The sequence below is a fragment of the Roseateles sp. GW821-FHT02E12 genome (genome assembly GCF_059421665.1).
Window position 1 is genome coordinate 493,091 of record NZ_JBWKVK010000005.1, and the last position, 17,882, is coordinate 510,972.

Consider the following 17,882-nt stretch of genomic DNA (forward strand, 5'->3'; position numbering starts at 1 on the left):
CGTACTCGGCGGTCGAGGGGCAGACATGATCCATGCGGTCGTTGGTTACGGGCGCCTGGCGCAGGCGCTCGTGCCGGCGCTCAGGGCGGCCGGCCAGACGGTTGTCGTCGGTCGGCGTGCGCCGGGCGAAGGCGAGTTCTCGCCAGCCGACGCGGTTCAAGCGGTCGATTGGGTCTGGCTCACCGTACCTGATGACCACATCGCTTCGATTGCCGCTGGCCTGCCTTGGCGGGTGGGCCAGCTGGCCTTGCACTGCAGCGGCGCAACGCCGTTGACCGCGCTCGCTCCGGCACCAGCCGCCGCCGGCTTCCATCCTTTGAAGCTGCTGGCCGGCGACGCCGGCCTCGCGGGCGTGCATGTTGGCATCGAAGCCGACGTCATCCATCGCCCCGCGCTGGAAGCACTCGCTCACAAGCTGGGCCTTGTGCCGCTTGCGTTGCCATCGCCCATGACGGCCCAGGCGCGGGCCGCGTATCACGCCGCCGCCAACCTCGCCGCCAGCGGTGTGCTGGCTGTCTTGGCCGAAGCTGAAACGTTGTGGACGGCCGCTGGCCTGGCGCCGGCCGACGCCTTGCCGGCCCTCGCGCCGCTGACCCGCGGCGCGCTGGACACGGCGCTGGCGCGTGGTCTGGCCGGTGCCGTTTCCGGACCCGTTGCGCGCGGCGACGCCGGTGTGCTGGCCCGCCACCTGGCCGCGCTGGCGGCGGCGGGCCTGGACGACGACCTGCTGCTCGCCCTGGCCCGGCGCCAGCTCGCGCTGGCCGAACGGGCAGGCCGCCTGGACGTGACACAGATCGCGGCGCTGCGGGCCTTGCTGGCGGAGTAATGAAGACGTTTGCAGTCGGCGTGACAAAGGCCGCGTTCGGCTGTCCGCCAGGCGTTTGCGCGGCGGGGTGCGCGTCCTAAACTGGCCGCAGACCCGACGAGTTGCCGGGCGCACCCAGGGAGTTCCACATGTCCGACGCGTCCATCCAAGCCATGATCCGGGCCGACGCCGCTCAGATCCTGCACGACGTGGTCGAGGAACTGCCCGATGCGCGCGAACGGCTGGCCTATGTGCGCAGCATGACGGAGCAGGCCGCCACCAAGGTGCTCAACCTGGTGGAAGCCGCCCAGGACGACGCCGAGGCTGTGCGCAAGAAGGGCCGCGCGCTGTCCGACGCACTGAACCGCCTGGCCTTGTCCAGCAACATCAGCCCGGACCGGGCTCGTGCGCTGATGAAGCTGTGCGCGGCCTATGCCGCCGACGCCGCGAGCTTTGCCGCTCGCGAGAAGTCGCTGCACACCGAGATCATGATGTCGCAAGACTTCCAGGATCTCTCCGGCCAGGTCATCAACAAGGTCAGCAAGATGCTGGAGCGCGCCGAGCCGCCGCTCAAGGATCTGGTCCAGTCCCTGCCCGCGCCCGCCGCTGCGGCCGTGTCCGCCGAGCTGGGCGGTGTGCAGACGCCGGACAAGGCGCTCAAGCAGGACGACGTGGACGACCTGCTGGCCAGCCTCGGCTTCTAATTCCAGGAAGCCGGATCCAGCCGGTAGTAGCTACTGAGCTCGGTGTACAGCGCCGGGTGACCGGCGGCCAGCTCGATCGGCCGCTCGAAGAACAGCTCACTGATCACCGCGAAGAACTCCGCCGGATCCGTCGCGCCGTAGGCGTCGATCAAACTGGGCTCGCCGCGCGCCAAACGCCAGCGCAGCGCATCGAACTCGTTCTGCATGACCGTCGACCAGCGCCGATACGCCTCGGCCGTGGGCAGTGCGGGCGCGCCGTTGGCCGGGCCGCCAGCCTGATCGAGCTGGTGGGCAAACTCGTGGATGACGACGTTGTGGCCATCACCCGGCGTTGACGCGCCGCGCTTGACCTCGTCCCAAGCCAGCAGCACCTGGCCTTGGCTCCAGCTTTCGCCGGCCAGCACGCGGCGCTGGTCCGACAGCACGCCACCGGACTCCGTCACCGGCCGGTCCACGACGAAGGCGCCGGGGTAGACCAGCACCTGGCGCAGCTCCGGGTACACGCCACGCGCCGCGCCCAGCAGCGGCAGGCAGGCCAGGGCGGCGATGGTCACGCGGATCTCATCCGTCACGCGCAGGCCACGGCAGCCCAGGATGGGTTTCTCGGCGAGGAAGACCTGCATCAGCCCCTTGAGCTTGAGTTGCTGGCGCGCCGGCAAGCGGGACACCAGCGGCACGTGGCGGCGCAGCAGGCGGCGCCAGGCCTGCGGGAAGGGGCGGTTGGCAATGCGCTCGCGGCGGTGGCGCACCCACAGCGGCCACAGCGCGATACCGGCGGCGGCCAGCAGGACGAGACAGAAGCAGATGAACAGCGGCATGGGCGGCAACTGGGTCTGGCGGCGTGCTTTGCAAGCCCCACACGCGACGAAACCCACCGGGCCAGGGGGCATAACATGGTCCGCGTTCGTCGCCCGGAGTTCCCATGCCGCTCAGTCTCGCGAAAGTCCCCAGACGCTGGGCTTTGGTCCTGCCAACCCTGTTGGCCCTGGGGCTCGATGCCCAGGCGCAGACGCCGCCCGTGGCCGAGCCGGCGCTGTTCGCGATCCAGGCCAGGACAGGCCCGCGTTGGGACACCGCCAAACCGCCGCATGAGCAGGCGCTGTTCCGCGAGCACAGCGCCCACCTGAAGCGGTTGCGCGACGCCGGCAGCCTGGTCATGGGCGCGCGCTATGCCGACGTCGGCCTGCTTGTCGTTAGCGCCGAGAGCGAGACGGCGGCACGTGCGCTGATGGACGGCGACCCGTCCATCGCAGCCGGTACCTTCAGCATCGACGTGCATTCCTTCAACGTCTTCTACGGCGGCAGCCTGCAGCCCCGCCCACGCCGCCCGTGACTGCAGCGCCGCTGCGCGCCTGGCAGGTTCTTTTTGGTGGCATCTGCGCGCTGGTGTTGACCATCGGCCTGGCGCGCTTCGCCTACACGCCGCTGCTGCCGCAGATGCATGCCCAGGCCGGCCTGGGCGTGGCAGACGGCGGGCTGCTCGCCTCCATCAACTACGCCGGCTACATGAGCGGCGCGCTGTTGGCGGCCTGGATCGAGAGTCCGGTCTGGCGCCAGCGCCTGTACAGCTGGGGGCTGCCGCTGGCGCTGCTCGTCACGGCGCTGATGGGTTGGAGCTCGTCGTTCGGCGTGTGGGCGGCGTCGCGCTACCTGGGCGGCCTGTGTGGCGCGGCCGGCATGCTGCTGGGCTCGGGCCTGGTGCAGGGTTGGCTGATCCGCTCGGGCCGGCGCCCGGAGCTGGGCATCTATTTCATCGGCTTGGGGCTGGGCATCGTCGTGTCGGCGCTGGGGGCCATGGGCATGACGGGGCTGAGCCTGGGCTGGGCCGCGCAATGGCAGGGCTTTGCGCTGATCGGCCTGGCCTTCCTGATCCCGGCCTGGGCCTGGCGGCCGCCGGTGCCGCCACCGGCCACGAAGGCCGCGGCCGGCCAGGCGCCGAACCGGCGCTGGATGGCGCTGATGGTGGCGGCTTATTTCTGCGCCGGCTGGGGCTTCGTCATCAACGCGACCTTCACGGTCGCCATCGTGGAGAAGCAGCCGCTGCTGGCAGGGCAGGGCCCCTGGGCCTGGCTGCTGGTGGGCCTCGCCTCGACGCCGGCCGTCTTCGTCTGGGACCGCATCGCGCGCCGCACGGGCGACGTGGGCGCGCTGCTGATCGCTTTCGGCGTACAGATCTTCGCCGTGCTGCTGCCGGTACTGGCCGGGGGTCTCGTCGCCGCGCTGGCGGGAGCCCTGCTGTACGGCGCAACCTTCATCGGCATCGTCAGCCTGACGCTGGCCCTGGTCGGCCGCCGTTCACCCGCCAACCCGGGCAAGGCGATGGCCCGGTTGACGCTGAGCTACGGCCTGGCCCAGATCAGCGCGCCGGCGCTGACCGGCCACATGGTGGAGGCCAGCGGCAGCTTCGACGCCGCGTTGTGGCTGACGGCAGGCGTGATGGCGGCCGGCATGGTCTGCCTGGCCGCGGTACTGAGGGACGCTCGCTGAGGGGTCAGCTGCCTTTGCCGGGAGGGGCGGTGCGCTGGTTGCGCACGGCCTCGCTGACGGCCTGGGTGCTGCGCTGCGCGGCCTCGCGCTCGGCGGCGGTGGTGCAGCGCGTCGTCGGCAGCATGCTGCCGGTGCGCGCGTCGCGTTCGCAGAGGGTGCCGTTGTCGCCCGATGCCTGCGTGGCGTCGGTGGGGGGCGTCGAGGCGCAGGCGGCCAGTGCAAGCGGCAACAGCGTTAGGAGGATTCGTTTCATGGCGAAAGTAGGTTCGTACGAAGCGCCGCAGAATACCGCGGGCCTGACCCTCCAACACCGTGACATGCGACACCTGCTGACAACCCTGAGCCTGGCCGGCCTGCTGTGCTCTGCGGCCCTGGCCGAGCCCGCCGCCCGGCCCTTCGACATCGATGCCGCCAACACGTTGCAGCGCCTCGTCGAGCCCGAGATCTCGCCCGACGGACGCTGGGTTGTCTACGGCCTGCGCGTGGCTGATCTGGCCAAGGACAAATACCTGACCGACCTCTGGCTCGCGCCCACGGCCGCGGGCGGCGCGCCGCGGCGGCTGACCTTCGGCGGAGACGTTGCCGGCAAGCCGCACTGGGTGGGCGCGGACGGCGGGGCCATCGCCTTCCTGGCCACGCGCGGCAGTGACGATGAAAAGAAGAAGGGCGCCCAGCTGTGGCGCCTGCCCTTGGCCGGTGGCGAGGCCGAGAAGCTGACGGACATTCCCGGCGGTGTCGACGACTACGCGGTTGCACCCGACGGCAGCCGCGCCGCCCTCGTCGTGCAGGAGGAGGCGCCCGACCCGGAGAAGCTGGCCGGCTGGCAGCGCAAGACGCCGTTGCCCATCGTCATCGATGCCTTCCACTTCAAGCAGGACCGCGAGGGCTATCTCGAGGGCCGCCGCAAGCATCTGCGGCTGCTGGACCTGGCCAGCCGCAAGCTCGACGCGCTGACGAGCGGCGAGTTTGACGAGACCGCGCCGGCCTGGAGCCCGGATGGCCGCCAGCTCGCCTTCCTCAGCAATCGCTCGCCCGAGCGCGACCGCACCGAGGCGACCAGCCTCTTCGTCATGCTGGCCGAGGCAGGCTCAAGTGCGCGGCCGCTGGTGACGCTGATGACGGACACCGACGCCCACCCGGCCTGGAGCCCCGACGGCCGCTTCATCGCGCTGCCGACGGGCGACGAGGTGAAGTGGAGTTCCTATCAGCAGTGGCGTGTTGGCCTCTACGAAGTCGCCAGCGGCGCGGCGCGCGTGCTGGGCGCGGGCCTGGACCGCGGCTGGCAGCAGCAGCTCGTGTGGGCAGCGGACGGCGCGGCGCTGGTTGGCGTCGTCGATGACGACGGGATGAGCCGGCTCACGCGCATCGCGGTGGCGGATGGCAGGCTGCAGCGCCTCAGCGGCGCCGGAACGGCCGGCCAGGCCAGCGTTTCCCGCGACGGCCGCATCGCTTTCCTCGCCGGTGGTTGGCAGCAGCCGGCCGAGCTGCATGTGGTGGACGGCACTGCGCCGCGCGCCCTGACGACGCACCACGAGGCCTGGCGCACAGGCCTCGCGCTGTCCATGCTGCGCGAGTTCTCGGCCAAGAGCGCTGATGGCACCGAAGTGCACGGCTTGCTGGCGCTGCCCCCCGAGGCCAGGCTGCCACTGCCGACCGTGCTGCTCATCCACGGTGGCCCGAATGGCCAGGATGCGCAGGAACTCTCTACGCGAAGCGCGCTGCGCGAGCGCCTCGTCGCCGCCGGCTACGCGGTGCTGCTCGTCAACTACCGCGGCAGCAGCGGCCGTGGCCAGGCCTTCCAGCGCACCATCTACGCGGATTGGGGGCGGCTGGAGGTGCAGGACCTGCACGCCGCCGTGGACTGGGCCGTGAAGCAGGGCATTGCCGACCCTGCCCGCCTGGGCGTGGGCGGCTGGAGCTATGGCGGCCTGCTGACCGACTACCTGATCGCCAGCGACACGCGCTTCAAGGCCGCCGTCAGCGGTGCCGGCAGCGGCAACCAGCTCAGCATGTTCGGCACCGACCAGTACGCCGTGCAGTACGAACGCGAGATGGGCCTGCCCTGGGCGCAGCGCGAGCGCTGGCTGAAGGTGTCCTACCCCTTCTTCAAGGCCGACCGCATCAAGACGCCGACGTTGTTCATGGGCGGCGAGAAGGACTTCAACGTGCCCATCTCGGGCAGCGAGCAGATGTATCAGGCGCTGAAAGCCCTGGGCGTGCCGACCCAGCTCGTCATCTACCCGGGGCAGTTCCACGGCCTGTCGCTGCCGAGCTACCAGCGCGACTGGGAAAGCCGCTTCATCGCCTGGATGGACCGCCATCTGAAGCCGCCGGCCGGGAAGTAACTCTGTGTGACATCGTCATCCGCCTGAGGTGCTGGACGGTTAGAGGGCTGCGGTCGCGCTTTTGCGGCCTGGAGTTCCCTCATGAAACGACTGGCCCTGGCCATCACGCTGATCACTACCGCGGCCCTGCTGTCGGGTTGCATCATCGTGCCGTCTCGTCACGGCGGCTACCGCGGTGGCGGTTACTACCAAGGGGGCGGTCACTATCAGAGCGGCCCCGTCTACGGCCAGCCTGGCCCACGGCGATGAAACGGGCCAGCTTCGCGCTGGCACTGGCGTCGTCGGCGCTGCTGTCGGCCTGCATCGTCGTGCCCGCCCACCGCGGTGGTGGCGGGGGCGGTGGCTATTACGCCGAGCCCGGCATCGTCGTGGACGCGCCGCCCCCGGCGCCCTATGCCGAGGTCGTGCCCGTCATGCCCTACCCGGGCGCGGTCTGGATCAACGGCTACTGGGGCTGGAGCGGTGGCCGTCACAACTGGGTGCCGGGCTACTACGACCGGCCGCGCTCCGGCTACCGCTACGAGCCCAACCGTTGGGAGAACCGCGGCGGCCGCTGGCATTTGCGCATCGGTGGTTGGATGCGCCTCTGATCGGGTCTCTTCAGACCCGTTCGATGATGGTGGCGATGCCCATGCCGCCACCCACGCACAGCGTCACGGCGCCAGTCTGAAGGTCACGCCGCTCGAGTTCATCGAGCAGCGTGCCCAGCAGCATCGCGCCGGTCGCGCCCAGCGGGTGGCCGAGCGCAATCGCACCACCGTTCACATTGACGCGATCCAGGTCCAGGCCAAGGTCGCGCGCCGTCTTCATCGGCACGGCGGCGAAGGCTTCGTTGATTTCCCACAGGTCGATGTCGGACGCCTGCATGCCGGCCTGGCGCAGCGCTTTCTGGCAGGCCGGTGTCGTGCCGGTCAGCATGATGGTGGGTTCGCTGCCGGTCACGGCCGCGGCGCGGATGCGGGCGCGGGGCTTCAGGCCGGCCGCGTCGCCGCCCGCCTTGGAGCCCACCAGCACCAGCGCAGCGCCGTCGACGATGCCCGATGAATTGCCGGCGTGGTGGCGGTGCTCGATGGCCGCCGCCTGCGCGTACTTGCGCAGTGCGAGTGCGTCGAACTTCGCGCCCAGCTTGATGAAGCTGGCGTTCAGCGCGGCCAGTGTTTCGGCGGTCGTCTGCGGGCGGATGGTTTCGTCCTCGGCCAGCAGCAGCGCGCCACCTTCGTCGTGCACCGGCACGAGGGCACGGTTGAAATGGCCAGCCGCGCGGGCCGCAGCGGCACGCTGGTGCGATCGTGCGGCGTAGGCATCCAGGTCGTCGCGTGTGAAACCCTCCAGCGTCGCGATCAGGTCGGCGCTGATGCCTTGCGGCACGAAGCCGACGGCGTTGACGACGCGTTCGTCCAGCATCCAGGCGCCGCCGTCGCTGCCCATGGGCACGCGGCTCATGCTCTCCACGCCGCCAGCCACCACCAGCCGCTCGAAGCCGCTCGCCACCTTGGCCGCGGCGAGGTTGACGCTTTCCAGCCCCGATGCGCAGAAGCGCGATTGCGTGACCCCCGCGACCGTCTCGGCCCAGCCGGCGTCCAGCACGGCGATGCGGGCGATGTCGCCACCCTGCTCGCCAATCGGCGTGACGCAACCGAGCACCACGTCGTCCACCAGCGCGGTGTCCAACCCGGTGCGCTGCTGCAGCGCTTGCAGCAGCGTGCGCACCAGCCAGATCGGCGTGGCCGCGTGCAGGGAACCCTCGGGCTTGCCCTTGCCGCGTGGCGTGCGGCAGTGGTCGTACAGATAGGCGTCGAACATCTTTTGTCTCCTCACATGCTGCGCGAAGCGAGCTCTTTCATGATTTCGTTGGTGCCGCCGTAGATGCGCGTCACGCGGGCATCGGCCCAGAGTTCGGCGATGGGGGTCTCCAGCATGTAGCCGTAGCCGCCGAAGAGCTGCAGGCAGGCATCGGTCAGGCGCGAGGCCAGGTCGCTGCACCAGGCCTTCACGAGCGCGGCGCGGGCGGCGTCGAGTTCGCCCTTCAAGTGGGCCGAAATGGCCGCATCGACGAGGGCGCGAGCGGCCAGCACATCGCTCTGCGCCTGGGCCAGCACGAAGCGGGTGTTCTGGAAGTTCCAGATCGGCTGGCCGAAGGCCTCGCGCTGCTTGGCGTAGGCAACCGTGTCGTCCAGCGCGCGCTCCATCATCGCGACGGCTTGGCACGCGATGACGAGGCGTTCCTGCGGCAGCTCCTGCATCAACTGACCGAAGGCCAGGCCTGTGCGGTCGCCCAGCAGGTGTGTGGCCGGCACGCGGAGTTCGTCGAAGAAGAGCTCGCTGGTGTCCTGCGCGTGCAGGCCGACCTTGTCCAGGCGCCGGCGCGTCAGGCCCGCCGTGCCGGCGTCGATCTCGGCCACGAAGAGGGAGAGGCCCTTGGCCCCTGGGGCAGCGTCGGTCCGGCAGACGATGACGATGAGGTCGGCGTTCTGGCCGTTGGTGATGAAGGTCTTCTGGCCGCTGATGACGTAGTGATCGCCGTCCAGCCGCGCACGGGTGCGGATGGCCTGCAGGTCCGAGCCCGTGCCCGGCTCCGTCATCGCGATGGCGCCGACGCGCTCGCCCGTGGCCAGCAGCGGCAGCCAGCGCGACTTTTGCGCATCGCTGCCGTGGCGCAGCAGGTAGGGCGCGACGATGGCCGAGTGCACGCTGCCGCCAAAGCCACCGAGGTTGGCGCGGGCGGCTTCCATGACGATGACGGCTTCGTGGCCGAAGTCGCCGCCGCTGCCGCCCCATTGCTCCGGTATGGCCGCGCACAGCAGGCCTTGCACGCCGGCCTCGCGCCAAGTGTCGCGCTCCATCATCCCGGCCGCCCGCCAGGCCGCGGCGCGCGGCAGCCAGCGCTCCGTGAAGAAGCGCGCGGCGCTGTCCCGCAGCAGGCGGTGTTCAGCGCTCATCCAGGTGGAATCGAACAGGGGCAGGGGCATGGTGAGTCGATTGGTCGGCTTTGATGATGCCAGCGCGCGACCGCCGCCCGCGGGCGGCTACATTCGTGCTTGCAATCCATCGGAGGGTTAGTCGTGAAGTTTCTTCTTCAGTTCACGGGCACTGTGTCGGTGCTGGCGCTGTTGTCCGCCTGCGCGACGCCGGAGCCGGAGTCTCAGCAATTGGCCATGGCCGACGGGCCGCAGGCCGACGTGGTCTGCTTCTTCGAGGCGGCGACCGGTACCAATCGCAAGGTTCGCCGTTGCATGAGCAAGGAGGACTACAAGAACAGCATGGAGTCCGCGCAGCGCATGGCCGGCGAGCTGAAGATCCCGCCGCCTCCGCCGCAATAAACGGCCCTAGATCCCGACGGCTTTTTCCAGCGTCGCGATCTCTTCTTCGACATAAGCCGTCAGCCTGCCCAGATTGGGCAGGGCGTCGGTAGCGATCAGGCCGAAGTAGAGCGTGCCCGCGTAGCTGAACAGCGTGATGTTGAGCAGATGCGTGGCGGGCAGCGTGGACACCGGGTGCATTTCCAGCAGCGGCGCGCCCTTCAGGTACAGGCGCTCGGCCGGCCCTGGCACGTTGGACACCAGCGTGTTGCCCATGGGCGTGACCTTGTCGGCCAGGTTGAGCATGCCGGCGATCTGGCCGAGCAGGCCGGTGAGGATGGTGTAGGTCTCGACGGCCTCGGGCGCGACGGCGTCGATCATGGCGCGCACGTTGCGCAGCGAGTAGCCCACATTGCGCAGCCGCACATAGGCGTCGTCGGTGGGCGGCGAGAGGTCCACAAGGATGATGCCGATCTTGTTGCCTCCGCCCTTCTCGCCCTCGCGGCGCAGGTTCACGGGCATCTGGATCGTGATCGGCCGGTCCAGCTCGATGCCTTCGTCGGCCAGGTAGCGGTGCATGGCACCGTCCAGGCAGGTGAGCGCCACGTGGTTGAGCGTCGCGCGGGACACCTTGCGGATGGCGTCGATGCGGGCCATGGGCACCGCGGCGGTGGCGAACTGGCGGCCGGGCGTCGCATTGCCGGTGAAGGGCGTGCTGCCGCTGGCCATGAAGGGCAGGGCGATGGCGTTCTTCGTCAGCTTGACGGCTTCCAGCGCCAGCATCGCCGTGAGGCGCCCGATGCCCACGGCACGCTTGCTGTTGGCGGTGAGCTGCTTCCAGACGGTGCCGGCCACGGCCTGGTCCAGGCGCTTCTTGCGCCCCAGGCCGCCGCCGCGGCGCGTGTGGTCAAAGGTCCAGACCGGCGTGACGGTGTCGTCGTCGGGCGTCGTGCGCAGCGAGTCGACGCCCCAGCGCGTCATCGTGATGCCGTCGGCCGCGGCGTGGTGCATCTTGTAGTACAGCGCGAACTGCTTGTCCCACAGGCCGGCGATGACGTGCACCTCCCACAGCGGCCGGCTGCGGTCCAGCATGGGCTCGTGCAGCTTGGCGGTCAGCGCGTAGAGGGCGTCGCGGTCGTTGTGGCCCGCCTTCATCTTGTGGAAGAAGACATGCTGTTCGAGGTCCACCGACTCCGCCGTCACCCAGCTCGGCATCAGCCCGGCCGACACGAAGTTGATGACCTGGTTGAACGGCGGCTGGACGTCGGTGTGGGTCAGGAACTCGTCGAATATCTGCTTGGCGAAGTTCGCGCCGCCACCTTTGGGGATCTGGTGGATCTGCAGCCCCGCCACGTGCTTGGGGCTGGCCTCGGTCTCGGCGATGAAGAAGGCAAGGTCGAGCAGCGAGAGTCGGCTCATGATGTCTCTTGTCGTTATGGGCGAGCCAGCATAGGCGCGCCCGAGAGACGGTCAAGGCCGGGGAATCACGCGCTTGTATCCCCGTCACCGCTGGACGACTTGCGCTTGCCGCTGCGCTTTTCCTTCTCGGCGACCCGCGCCGCCTCCTGCTCGGCGGCCTTGCGCGCTTCCTCGTCGGCCGCGGCGCGGCGCCAGGCGGCCATCTCCTCGGGCGTCTCCAGCGTGATGCGGCCGAGCAAGCCCTGGCGGAAGTCGATCAGCAGCGCCTCGGCAGCCTTGTGCATCTGCACCGCGCCGCCGCGTACCTTGGCGCCGCGCTTCAGGCCGATAGCCTCCAGCACCGCGTCGTCCGTGCCCAGTTCAGCCAGGCCGTAGCGTTGTTGCAGCCGTTCGGCGTAGCGGTGCTTGAGCGTGGCGATCAACTCCAGCGCCACCTCCTCCTCGTCGAAGGCATTGCGGCCGATGGCGCCGCTGGCGGCGAGGTTGTAGCCGCTCTGCTCGATGGAGATGCGCGGCCACAGCATGCCGGGTGTGTCGAACAGGTAAAAACCGTTCTCCAGCACGAACTTTTGTTCCAGCTTCGTGATGCCGGGTTCGTCGCCCGTCTTGGCGGCCTTGCGGCCGACCAGGGTGTTGATCAGCGTGCTCTTGCCCACGTTGGGGATGCCGCAGATCAGCACGCGCAGCGGCTTGTGCATGTCGCCCCGCAGCGGCGCCAGCTCGCGGCAGGCGTGGATCAGCGCGCGGGCGGGCGACTTGTCGCCGGCATCCAGCGCGATGGCGCGCGTGTGCGGCTGGGCGTTGTAGTGAGCCAACCAGTCGCCCGTGATTGAGGGGTCGGCAAGGTCCTGCTTGTTGAGTACCTTCAGAGACGGGCGGCCTGTCGTCAGCGAGGCCAGCAGCGGGTTGCTGCTGGAGCCCGGCAGGCGCGCGTCGAGCAGCTCGATGACCACGTCCAGCCCCGCCTTCACGCGATCCTTGATCGCCTGACGGGTGGAGTTCATGTGGCCGGGGAACCAGTTGATAGGCATGCGCTGAAGGAACAGAAAACGGGGGAGGGCGGATTGTCGACGGCTTACATCCGGTTTCGGCGGTGCCGGCGGCCTCCCCCAAGATTGCAGGGTTGTCGTTGAGGTGAATATGAGATTCGAAGGCGTGTTGAGCGCGTGGAACCATGACGCCGGTTATGGCGCCATCCGCCCCTCTGGCGGTGGTGAAGAGGTCTTTGTGGGCCTGGCCGCGTTTCCGACCGATGGCGAAGGTCCGCGGCCGGACGAGCCACTGAGCTTTGAAATTGTGACCAGCCGTGACGGCCGCAAGCAGGCCGTCAACCTGCGGCGCCTGTCGCGCTCCCAGCTCAGCCCGGCCCTGCGGGAAGCGGCGGCCGGTGTAGGCGCGGCGCATGTCCGTGCCCGCCAGGCCCAAAGAAAACGGCGCCTGGGCCTTGCGGCCGGCGCCGTCATCGCGGTGTCGCTGGTGGTGGGGGGCATGCAGTTCTGGCCGAACCAGAACAAGGCCGGGGACGTGGCGGCGGGGGTGAGGCGCTAGGCGCTCGGTCCCATTTCATGCCTGCGGCCTGCATGCCGCAGTCCTTCGTGAGCCGTCAGACAGGCCGCAGGGCCTGTCTTCGGCGCTCACTCAGTCCTCGTTCTTGAAGACGAGCTTGACTTCGTGGGTGGCCTTTTCGCCCGGCTCGAACTTCCACTCCATCAGCGCGGCCTTCACGGCGCGGTCGAAGACCCGCTTGGGTTCGGCTTCGACGATTTCGACGTCGCTGACCTTGCCGTCGGCTTCAATGGTCAGCTTGGCCTTGATGACGCCGGTGGAGATGCCCTTCTTGGTGGCTTCGGCCGGGAATTCCGGCGGCACCTTCTTGACGATCTTGGGCGTAGCCTGGGCGGCCAGGGCCAGCATCAGACTGGCAGCGAGGACGGTGGCGGAACGCAGGAATGACATGGCGACCCTTGGAAAGTAAGTGATTGGGGCTCAGGCGGCGCGGAAGAACCCGACCGCCTCGATCAGGCGGGTCGAGCTGTCGCGCAGCGCGTCGGCCGAGCGGCTGAGCTCACCCACCAGGCTGGTGTTCTGCTGCGTGGCCTTGTCCAGTTCGTTCATGGCGCCGTTGACGACGCCCACGCCCGTGGCCTGCTCCTGGGCCGAGTGCGAGATCTCCTCGATCAGCTGGCCCATGTTGTTGACCTCGTCGACGACGCTGCGGATGGTGACGCCCGCGTTGTTGACCAGCGTGGTGCCGTTCTCGACCTTGACGGTCGATTCCTGGATCAGCACCTTGATTTCCTTGGCGGCGCCAGCCGAGCGCTGCGCCAGCGCGCGCACTTCGGCAGCCACCACCGCGAAGCCGCGGCCGTGTTCGCCGGCGCGCGCCGCTTCCACCGCGGCGTTCAGCGCCAGGATGTTGGTCTGGAAGGCGATGCCGTCGATGACGCCAATGATGTCGCCGATCTTCTTGGAGCTGGCGCTGATCTCTTCCATGGTCTCGACGACCTTGGAGACGACAGCGCCGCCGTTGCTGGCCGACTGACGGGCCGTGACGGCGATGCCGGCGGCGCGGCGGGTCAGGTCGCTGGCGCCCTTGAGCGTGGAGGCGATCTCTTCCACCGAGGCGGCGGTGTTCTGCAGACTGGCGGCGGAACGCGTGGTGCGCTCGGCCAGGTTGGAGTTGCTGTCGGCAATGGAGCCGGAGTTCTGCGCCACTTCAGCAGCGGCGGTAGACACATCACGCACGACGCCGGACAAGGCGGTCTGCATGTCCTTCATGGCCTGCAGCATCTGGCTCAGCTCGTCGCGGCCTTCGACCTGGATGTCTTGCGTCAGGTCACCGTCGCGGATGGCTTCGGCAGCGGCCTGCGCCTTGCGGGCGGGGACGACGATGGAGCGGGCGATGACGATGCCGCCACCGATGCCCAGGGCCACGGCGGCAATGACGAGCACCGCCGTCAGCATGACCGACGAGCGGGCCAGTTCGCCGCCGGAGACGGCCAGTTCCTTGCCGCTCTCGAACTGCATGTCCACGAGCTTCTTCAGGCCTTCCTGCAGCGCGGCCTGGGCGGGGCGCAGGTCGGTGATCAGGCTTTCACGCGCTTCGTCGGGGCTGCCGTCGGTCTGGATCTTCTGGAACTTCTCCAGCGCGGTCAGGAACTTGACCTTGCGCTCACGCACTTCGCCCACCGCGGACTTCTCGGTGCCGTCGGCAGCGGCGGCTTCCAGGCCGGTCAGTTGCTTCTCGGCTTCTTCCAGCGCGCCAGAGATGGCCGCCTTCTGCTTCTTGATGGCGCCGGCCGTGTCCAGCAGCAGCAAGTCGCGCACGGCGCGCGAAATGATGTTGACCTGGCTCTCCAGCGCGTTGGCCGCGGCGATCTTCACCAGGCTGGAATTCGCGGTGCGGTCCAGGTCTTTGGCCAGGCGGTTGGCGTTGGAGGCGCCGTAGATGCCGATGGCCACCAGCAGGACGATCAGCAGGCCGAAGCTCACGGCCAGGCGTTGGCCAATGCGCAATTGCGTCAGGAAGTTCATGCGGTTCAGGTCCTTGCGGTGATCTTCGGGTATCGGCGGCGGGCTGCCGCGCTTGAATTCAACGACGACTGTAGGCCTCGCGGCCGTGTTTTTGCGGCCATACCCAGGGGCCGGCGCGCAGTGTGTCGCGACCTGTGACCATTTGCTTCATGCTTGCAGCAGGCTTGCGTGAAGTCGTTCACGTCGGCCCCCGCGCCCGGGGGCTTGCCTGTCACCGTTGGGACGCCGCGGCGCGCAGGCGCAGCACTTCGACGGCATCGACGTCGCCGGCCCCGTGGCCAAAGGACTGGCGCAGATGGCTGGCCAGCGCGGCCAGATCGTCAACGCCGAGCACGCCGGCAAAGGGCGGCATGCCGTAAGGCCGGGGGTGGCCGGGCGTGGCCGGGGCAAAGCCGCCGCGCTCGATGACGCGGATCAGATTGGCCGCACTCGCCTGGGTCACCAGGCGGCTGCCGGCCAGTGCCGGGTAGGCCAGGGCGCCGCTCTCGTCACGCCGGCCCTCGCCCTGCGCGCCGTGACAGGCGGCGCAATGCTCGCGGTAGAGGCCGGCGCCGAGCTCACGCCGGCGTGCATCCGGCCTGGCCGGCTCGGGCGCGGCAACGGCCTGCTCCGGCAGGGCGCGCAGATAACTGCTCATCGCGGCCAGGTCGGTGTCGTTCAGCGCTGCCGTGCTGCCAAGCACGACCTCGGCCATCGGCCCTTGCGCGGCATGGCCGTCGGCGTGGCCATCGCGCAGCCAGCGCTGCAGCGTCTCGGTGGGCCAGCGCTGCACGCCGGCCTCGGCCGGGTCGTGCAACGAGGGCGCCACCCAGCCCAAGCCGGCCAGCAGGCCGCCACGGAAGTCGGCCGGGCCGCGATCGCCGCCCAGCGCGTCGCGGCCGGCATGGCAGGCGCTGCAGTGCGCCAGGCCCTGGCTCAGATAGGCGCCGCGGTTCCAGGTCGCGTCACGGGCGGGCTCCGGCCGGTAGACGCCGGGCTTGAAGTAGAGGGCCCGCCAGGTGGCGATGGCGAGCTGGCTGCCGTAGAGGCCGTGCAGCTCATGCTCACGCCGCGGAGCCGCCACGGGCGGCTGGGCCTGCAGCCAGGCATGCAGGGCGTCGGCGTCCTCGCGCGTGACGAGCGTGGTGTTCGTGATCGGGTGGGCCGGCACCAGCAACCGCCCGCCTTGGCTGATACCGAGGTGGATGGCGCGCCAGAAGTCGTCCGCGCTCCAACCGCCCAGGCCCGTGGCATCGGGCGTCAGATTGGTGGAGAACACCGTGCCGAAGGGCGTCGGAATGGCCCGCCCGCCCGCCAGCCGCGCACCGCCGCGGGCCGTGTGGCAGCCGGCACAGTTGCCGACCGCGGCGAGGTAGGCGCCGCGCCCCAGGCTGGCTGGTGTGGAGGAGGGCGGCGTCGCGTCGCTCAGGCCGCGCTGCCAGGCCAGCAGCGCAAAGCCAGCCCCCGCGGCGAGCAGGCCCAACAGGATCAACCCCGCCAGCAGCCGCTTCATGGTTGCAGCCCCCCGCAACGCAACGGCGCCGGCGCGGCCAGGGCGGCGGCCGGATGCGGGTCGGCCGGCATGGGCTGGCCGGCCAGGAACTGCGTCATGGCGTTGATCTCGCCCTCGCTCAGCGTCTTGGCGATATGCGCCATGCAATCGGGCGCCAGCGCGCGCCGCTGGCCGCTGCGCCAGGCGCCGAGCTGGCCGTTCAGATAGTCGCGCGACAGGCCCAGCAGCCCGGGCACGCCCGGCTGGGTGCCGGTCAGGCGCTCACCGTGGCAGGCGGTGCAGGCCGGCAGTTTTCGCGCGGCGTCGCCGTGGCGGATCAGCGCTTCAGCACGCGCCAGCTCGGGCGCCGGCAGCGTGGGCTTCTGGGGCGCCGGGTAGGGCAGGTCTAGCGACGCGAAATGGCCGGCCAGCTCCTTCAGGTAGGCGTCGGACAGCGGCGCGATGAGCTCGCTCATCAGCCCGTAGTCGCGCCGGCCGTCGCGGAAGTTCAGCAGCTGGTTGTAGAGATAGCCGGCCGGCTTGCCCGCCAGGCGGGGGTAGTAGCCGTCGGGCGCCGCGCGGCCCTCCTTGCCATGGCAGCCGGTGCAGGCCAGCGCTCGCTGCGCGAGGTTGTCGGGAACGGGTTGGGCCTGGAGCGCCGTGGCGGCGAGGCAGAGCGCGGCGGCGAGCGAACGGATCATGACGCGGCATCCTCGAAGCGGCTGGTGGCGTCGCGATCCCTCTCGTATCGCCGCGTGAGCGGGAACGGCGGCAGCGAGGACTCGCGGCGGACGGTCCAGAGCTCGTAGGTCGGCTTCAGCTGGTCAGGGGCGTCCAGGGATCCAAGATTCACCTCGATTTCATCCGCGCTGCGCGAGAAGACGGACGAGCCGCAGCGGGGGCAGAAGAACCGCCCGGCGTAGTCGCGCGTGTCGCCGCTGATGGTGACGGCGTCCTGCGGGAAGATGGCTGACGCATGGAACAGTGCGCCGTGATGCTTGCGGCAGTCCAGGCAGTGGCACAGGCCAACCCGGTAAGGGCGCCCCGAAGCGACGAGGCGGACATCACCGCACAGGCAGCCGCCGGTGAATCGGTCCATGCTGGATCTCCTCGGAGTCAAAAAGGGGCTCAGCGTGCGCCGAAGATGGCGCTGCCCACGCGCACCATCGTCGAGCCCGCTGTGATGGCGTCTTCGAGGTCGGCGCTCATGCCCAGGGACAGCGTGTCCAGCGCCAGGCCCTGGGCCTGAAGTTCCCGGAACAGCGCCGCCATGGCCTGGTGCTGGGCCAGCGCGCCGGGGCCGGGTTCGGGGATGGCCATCAACCCGCGCAGCTTCAGCCGGGGCAGGGCGGCCACCTGGTGGGCCAGCGCGGCCACTTCGGCCGTCAGCAACCCGCTCTTGCTCGCCTCGGCACTGATGTTCACCTGCAGGCAGATGTTCAGCGGTGCCAGCTCCGCCGGGCGCTGCTCGGACAAGCGCTGCGCGATCTTGAGCCGGTCCACCGAGTGCACCCAGTCGAACTGTTCGGCCACGGGCTTGGTCTTGTTGGACTGCAGCGGGCCGATGAGGTGCCACTCGATCTGGCTGCGCAGGTCGCTCAGCTCGTCGATCTTGGCCAGGCCCTCCTGCACATAGTTCTCGCCGAAGGCACGGGCGCCGGCGTCGAAGGCTTGGCGCACTGCAGAAGCGGGGAAGGTCTTGCTGACGACCAGCAGGCGCACGGCCCCGGGGGAGCGGCCGGCTGAGACGCATGCCGCGTTGATGCGATTTTTGGTGGATTGCAGGGAGTCGGAGATCGCCATAATGGTCCGAGCACT

At 69.6% G+C, this 17,882-nt stretch carries 21 protein-coding genes; 9 read left to right on the forward strand and 12 right to left on the reverse strand.

What is annotated here, in order from left to right; translation table 11 throughout:
* Window positions 1–25 precede the first annotated feature (25 nt).
* Window positions 26–826: a DUF2520 domain-containing protein gene (locus AC07V5_RS29495; RefSeq protein ID WP_495119176.1), complete on the forward strand. Its 801-nt coding sequence runs from the start codon at window positions 26–28 to the stop codon at window positions 824–826.
* Between the two features lie 128 nt (window positions 827–954).
* Window positions 955–1,509 carry a protein phosphatase CheZ gene (locus AC07V5_RS29500; protein WP_495119177.1) on the forward strand — a complete coding sequence of 185 codons (555 nt, stop codon included), beginning with the start codon at window positions 955–957 and terminating at the stop codon, window positions 1,507–1,509.
* Here AC07V5_RS29500 and AC07V5_RS29505 read toward each other — a convergent pair.
* Window positions 1,506–2,327: a M90 family metallopeptidase gene (locus AC07V5_RS29505; RefSeq protein WP_495119178.1), complete on the reverse strand. Its 822-nt coding sequence runs from the start codon at window positions 2,325–2,327 to the stop codon at window positions 1,506–1,508. The genes AC07V5_RS29500 and AC07V5_RS29505 overlap by 4 nt on opposite strands.
* Before the next feature lie 143 nt (window positions 2,328–2,470).
* Here AC07V5_RS29505 and AC07V5_RS29510 point away from each other — a divergent pair, with 143 nt between their 5' ends.
* Both AC07V5_RS29510 and AC07V5_RS29515 read left to right on the forward strand, forming a co-directional pair.
* Entirely contained in the window at window positions 2,471–2,842 is a 372-nt protein-coding gene (locus tag AC07V5_RS29510; RefSeq protein ID WP_495119179.1) for a YciI family protein, read from the forward strand.
* Window positions 2,839–3,996, forward strand: coding sequence for a YbfB/YjiJ family MFS transporter (locus AC07V5_RS29515; protein WP_495119180.1), 1,158 nt, complete (start codon window positions 2,839–2,841; stop codon window positions 3,994–3,996). The genes AC07V5_RS29510 and AC07V5_RS29515 overlap by 4 nt, the downstream gene beginning before the upstream one ends.
* 4 nt (window positions 3,997–4,000) lie before the next feature.
* On the opposite strand, the gene AC07V5_RS29520 is transcribed toward AC07V5_RS29515, so the two are convergent.
* Window positions 4,001–4,249: a hypothetical protein gene (locus tag AC07V5_RS29520; RefSeq protein WP_495119181.1), complete on the reverse strand. Its 249-nt coding sequence runs from the start codon at window positions 4,247–4,249 to the stop codon at window positions 4,001–4,003.
* Between the two features lie 64 nt (window positions 4,250–4,313).
* On the opposite strand from AC07V5_RS29520, the gene AC07V5_RS29525 reads away from it, so the two are divergent.
* The 3 genes from AC07V5_RS29525 to AC07V5_RS29535 all read left to right on the forward strand — a co-directional run bounded on the left by AC07V5_RS29525 (window position 4,314) and on the right by AC07V5_RS29535 (window position 6,931).
* Window positions 4,314–6,341 carry a S9 family peptidase gene (locus AC07V5_RS29525; protein WP_495119182.1) on the forward strand — a complete coding sequence of 676 codons (2,028 nt, stop codon included), beginning with the start codon at window positions 4,314–4,316 and terminating at the stop codon, window positions 6,339–6,341.
* A gap of 81 nt (window positions 6,342–6,422) precedes the next feature.
* A complete protein-coding gene (locus tag AC07V5_RS29530) occupies window positions 6,423–6,590 on the forward strand; it encodes a hypothetical protein (RefSeq protein WP_495119183.1) in 168 nt (55 codons plus the stop codon).
* A complete protein-coding gene (locus AC07V5_RS29535; protein WP_495119184.1) occupies window positions 6,587–6,931 on the forward strand; it encodes a hypothetical protein in 345 nt (114 codons plus the stop codon). Before AC07V5_RS29530 ends, AC07V5_RS29535 begins: the two co-directional genes overlap by 4 nt.
* A 10-nt stretch (window positions 6,932–6,941) precedes the next feature.
* On the opposite strand, the gene AC07V5_RS29540 is transcribed toward AC07V5_RS29535, so the two are convergent.
* Window positions 6,942–8,144: an acetyl-CoA C-acetyltransferase gene (locus tag AC07V5_RS29540; RefSeq protein ID WP_495119185.1), complete on the reverse strand. Its 1,203-nt coding sequence runs from the start codon at window positions 8,142–8,144 to the stop codon at window positions 6,942–6,944.
* Window positions 8,145–8,155: 11 nt separating this feature from the next.
* The gene (locus AC07V5_RS29545; RefSeq protein ID WP_495119186.1) at window positions 8,156–9,310 is read right to left on the reverse strand and encodes an acyl-CoA dehydrogenase family protein; all 1,155 of its coding nucleotides are present in this window, start codon (window positions 9,308–9,310) and stop codon (window positions 8,156–8,158) included.
* Window positions 9,311–9,403: 93 nt separating this feature from the next.
* On the opposite strand from AC07V5_RS29545, the gene AC07V5_RS29550 reads away from it, so the two are divergent.
* Window positions 9,404–9,661: a hypothetical protein gene (locus tag AC07V5_RS29550; protein ID WP_495119187.1), complete on the forward strand. Its 258-nt coding sequence runs from the start codon at window positions 9,404–9,406 to the stop codon at window positions 9,659–9,661.
* A 6-nt stretch (window positions 9,662–9,667) separates the two neighbouring features.
* On the opposite strand, the gene AC07V5_RS29555 is transcribed toward AC07V5_RS29550, so the two are convergent.
* Together AC07V5_RS29555 and ylqF are read right to left on the reverse strand one after the other, a co-directional pair.
* Window positions 9,668–11,059: a wax ester/triacylglycerol synthase domain-containing protein gene (locus AC07V5_RS29555; protein WP_495119188.1), complete on the reverse strand. Its 1,392-nt coding sequence runs from the start codon at window positions 11,057–11,059 to the stop codon at window positions 9,668–9,670.
* Between the two features lie 65 nt (window positions 11,060–11,124).
* The gene (gene ylqF / locus AC07V5_RS29560; RefSeq protein WP_495119189.1) at window positions 11,125–12,090 is read right to left on the reverse strand and encodes a ribosome biogenesis GTPase YlqF; all 966 of its coding nucleotides are present in this window, start codon (window positions 12,088–12,090) and stop codon (window positions 11,125–11,127) included.
* Window positions 12,091–12,199: 109 nt separating this feature from the next.
* Between ylqF and AC07V5_RS29565 the strand changes: the two genes are divergently transcribed.
* The gene (locus AC07V5_RS29565; protein WP_495119190.1) at window positions 12,200–12,607 is read left to right on the forward strand and encodes a cold-shock protein; all 408 of its coding nucleotides are present in this window, start codon (window positions 12,200–12,202) and stop codon (window positions 12,605–12,607) included.
* A gap of 90 nt (window positions 12,608–12,697) precedes the next feature.
* On the opposite strand, the gene AC07V5_RS29570 is transcribed toward AC07V5_RS29565, so the two are convergent.
* The 6 genes from AC07V5_RS29570 to AC07V5_RS29595 all read right to left on the reverse strand — a co-directional run bounded on the left by AC07V5_RS29570 (window position 12,698) and on the right by AC07V5_RS29595 (window position 17,870).
* Window positions 12,698–13,015: an energy transducer TonB gene (locus tag AC07V5_RS29570; RefSeq protein ID WP_495119191.1), complete on the reverse strand. Its 318-nt coding sequence runs from the start codon at window positions 13,013–13,015 to the stop codon at window positions 12,698–12,700.
* Window positions 13,016–13,045: 30 nt separating this feature from the next.
* Window positions 13,046–14,593 (reverse strand): methyl-accepting chemotaxis protein, encoded by a 1,548-nt coding sequence (locus AC07V5_RS29575; protein WP_495119192.1) that lies wholly within the window; start codon window positions 14,591–14,593, stop codon window positions 13,046–13,048.
* A 211-nt stretch (window positions 14,594–14,804) separates the two neighbouring features.
* Complete coding sequence (locus AC07V5_RS29580; RefSeq protein ID WP_495119193.1) at window positions 14,805–16,085, reverse strand: c-type cytochrome; 1,281 nt, start codon at window positions 16,083–16,085, stop codon at window positions 14,805–14,807.
* Window positions 16,082–16,765 carry a c-type cytochrome gene (locus AC07V5_RS29585; RefSeq protein WP_495119194.1) on the reverse strand — a complete coding sequence of 228 codons (684 nt, stop codon included), beginning with the start codon at window positions 16,763–16,765 and terminating at the stop codon, window positions 16,082–16,084. The genes AC07V5_RS29580 and AC07V5_RS29585 overlap by 4 nt, the downstream gene beginning before the upstream one ends.
* On the reverse strand, window positions 16,762–17,163 hold the full coding sequence (locus tag AC07V5_RS29590) for a GFA family protein (protein WP_495119195.1): 402 nt from the start codon (window positions 17,161–17,163) through the stop codon (window positions 16,762–16,764). The genes AC07V5_RS29585 and AC07V5_RS29590 overlap by 4 nt, the downstream gene beginning before the upstream one ends.
* 29 nt (window positions 17,164–17,192) lie before the next feature.
* Window positions 17,193–17,870 carry a YggS family pyridoxal phosphate-dependent enzyme gene (locus tag AC07V5_RS29595; RefSeq protein ID WP_495119359.1) on the reverse strand — a complete coding sequence of 226 codons (678 nt, stop codon included), beginning with the start codon at window positions 17,868–17,870 and terminating at the stop codon, window positions 17,193–17,195.
* Window positions 17,871–17,882: the final 12 nt, after the last annotated feature.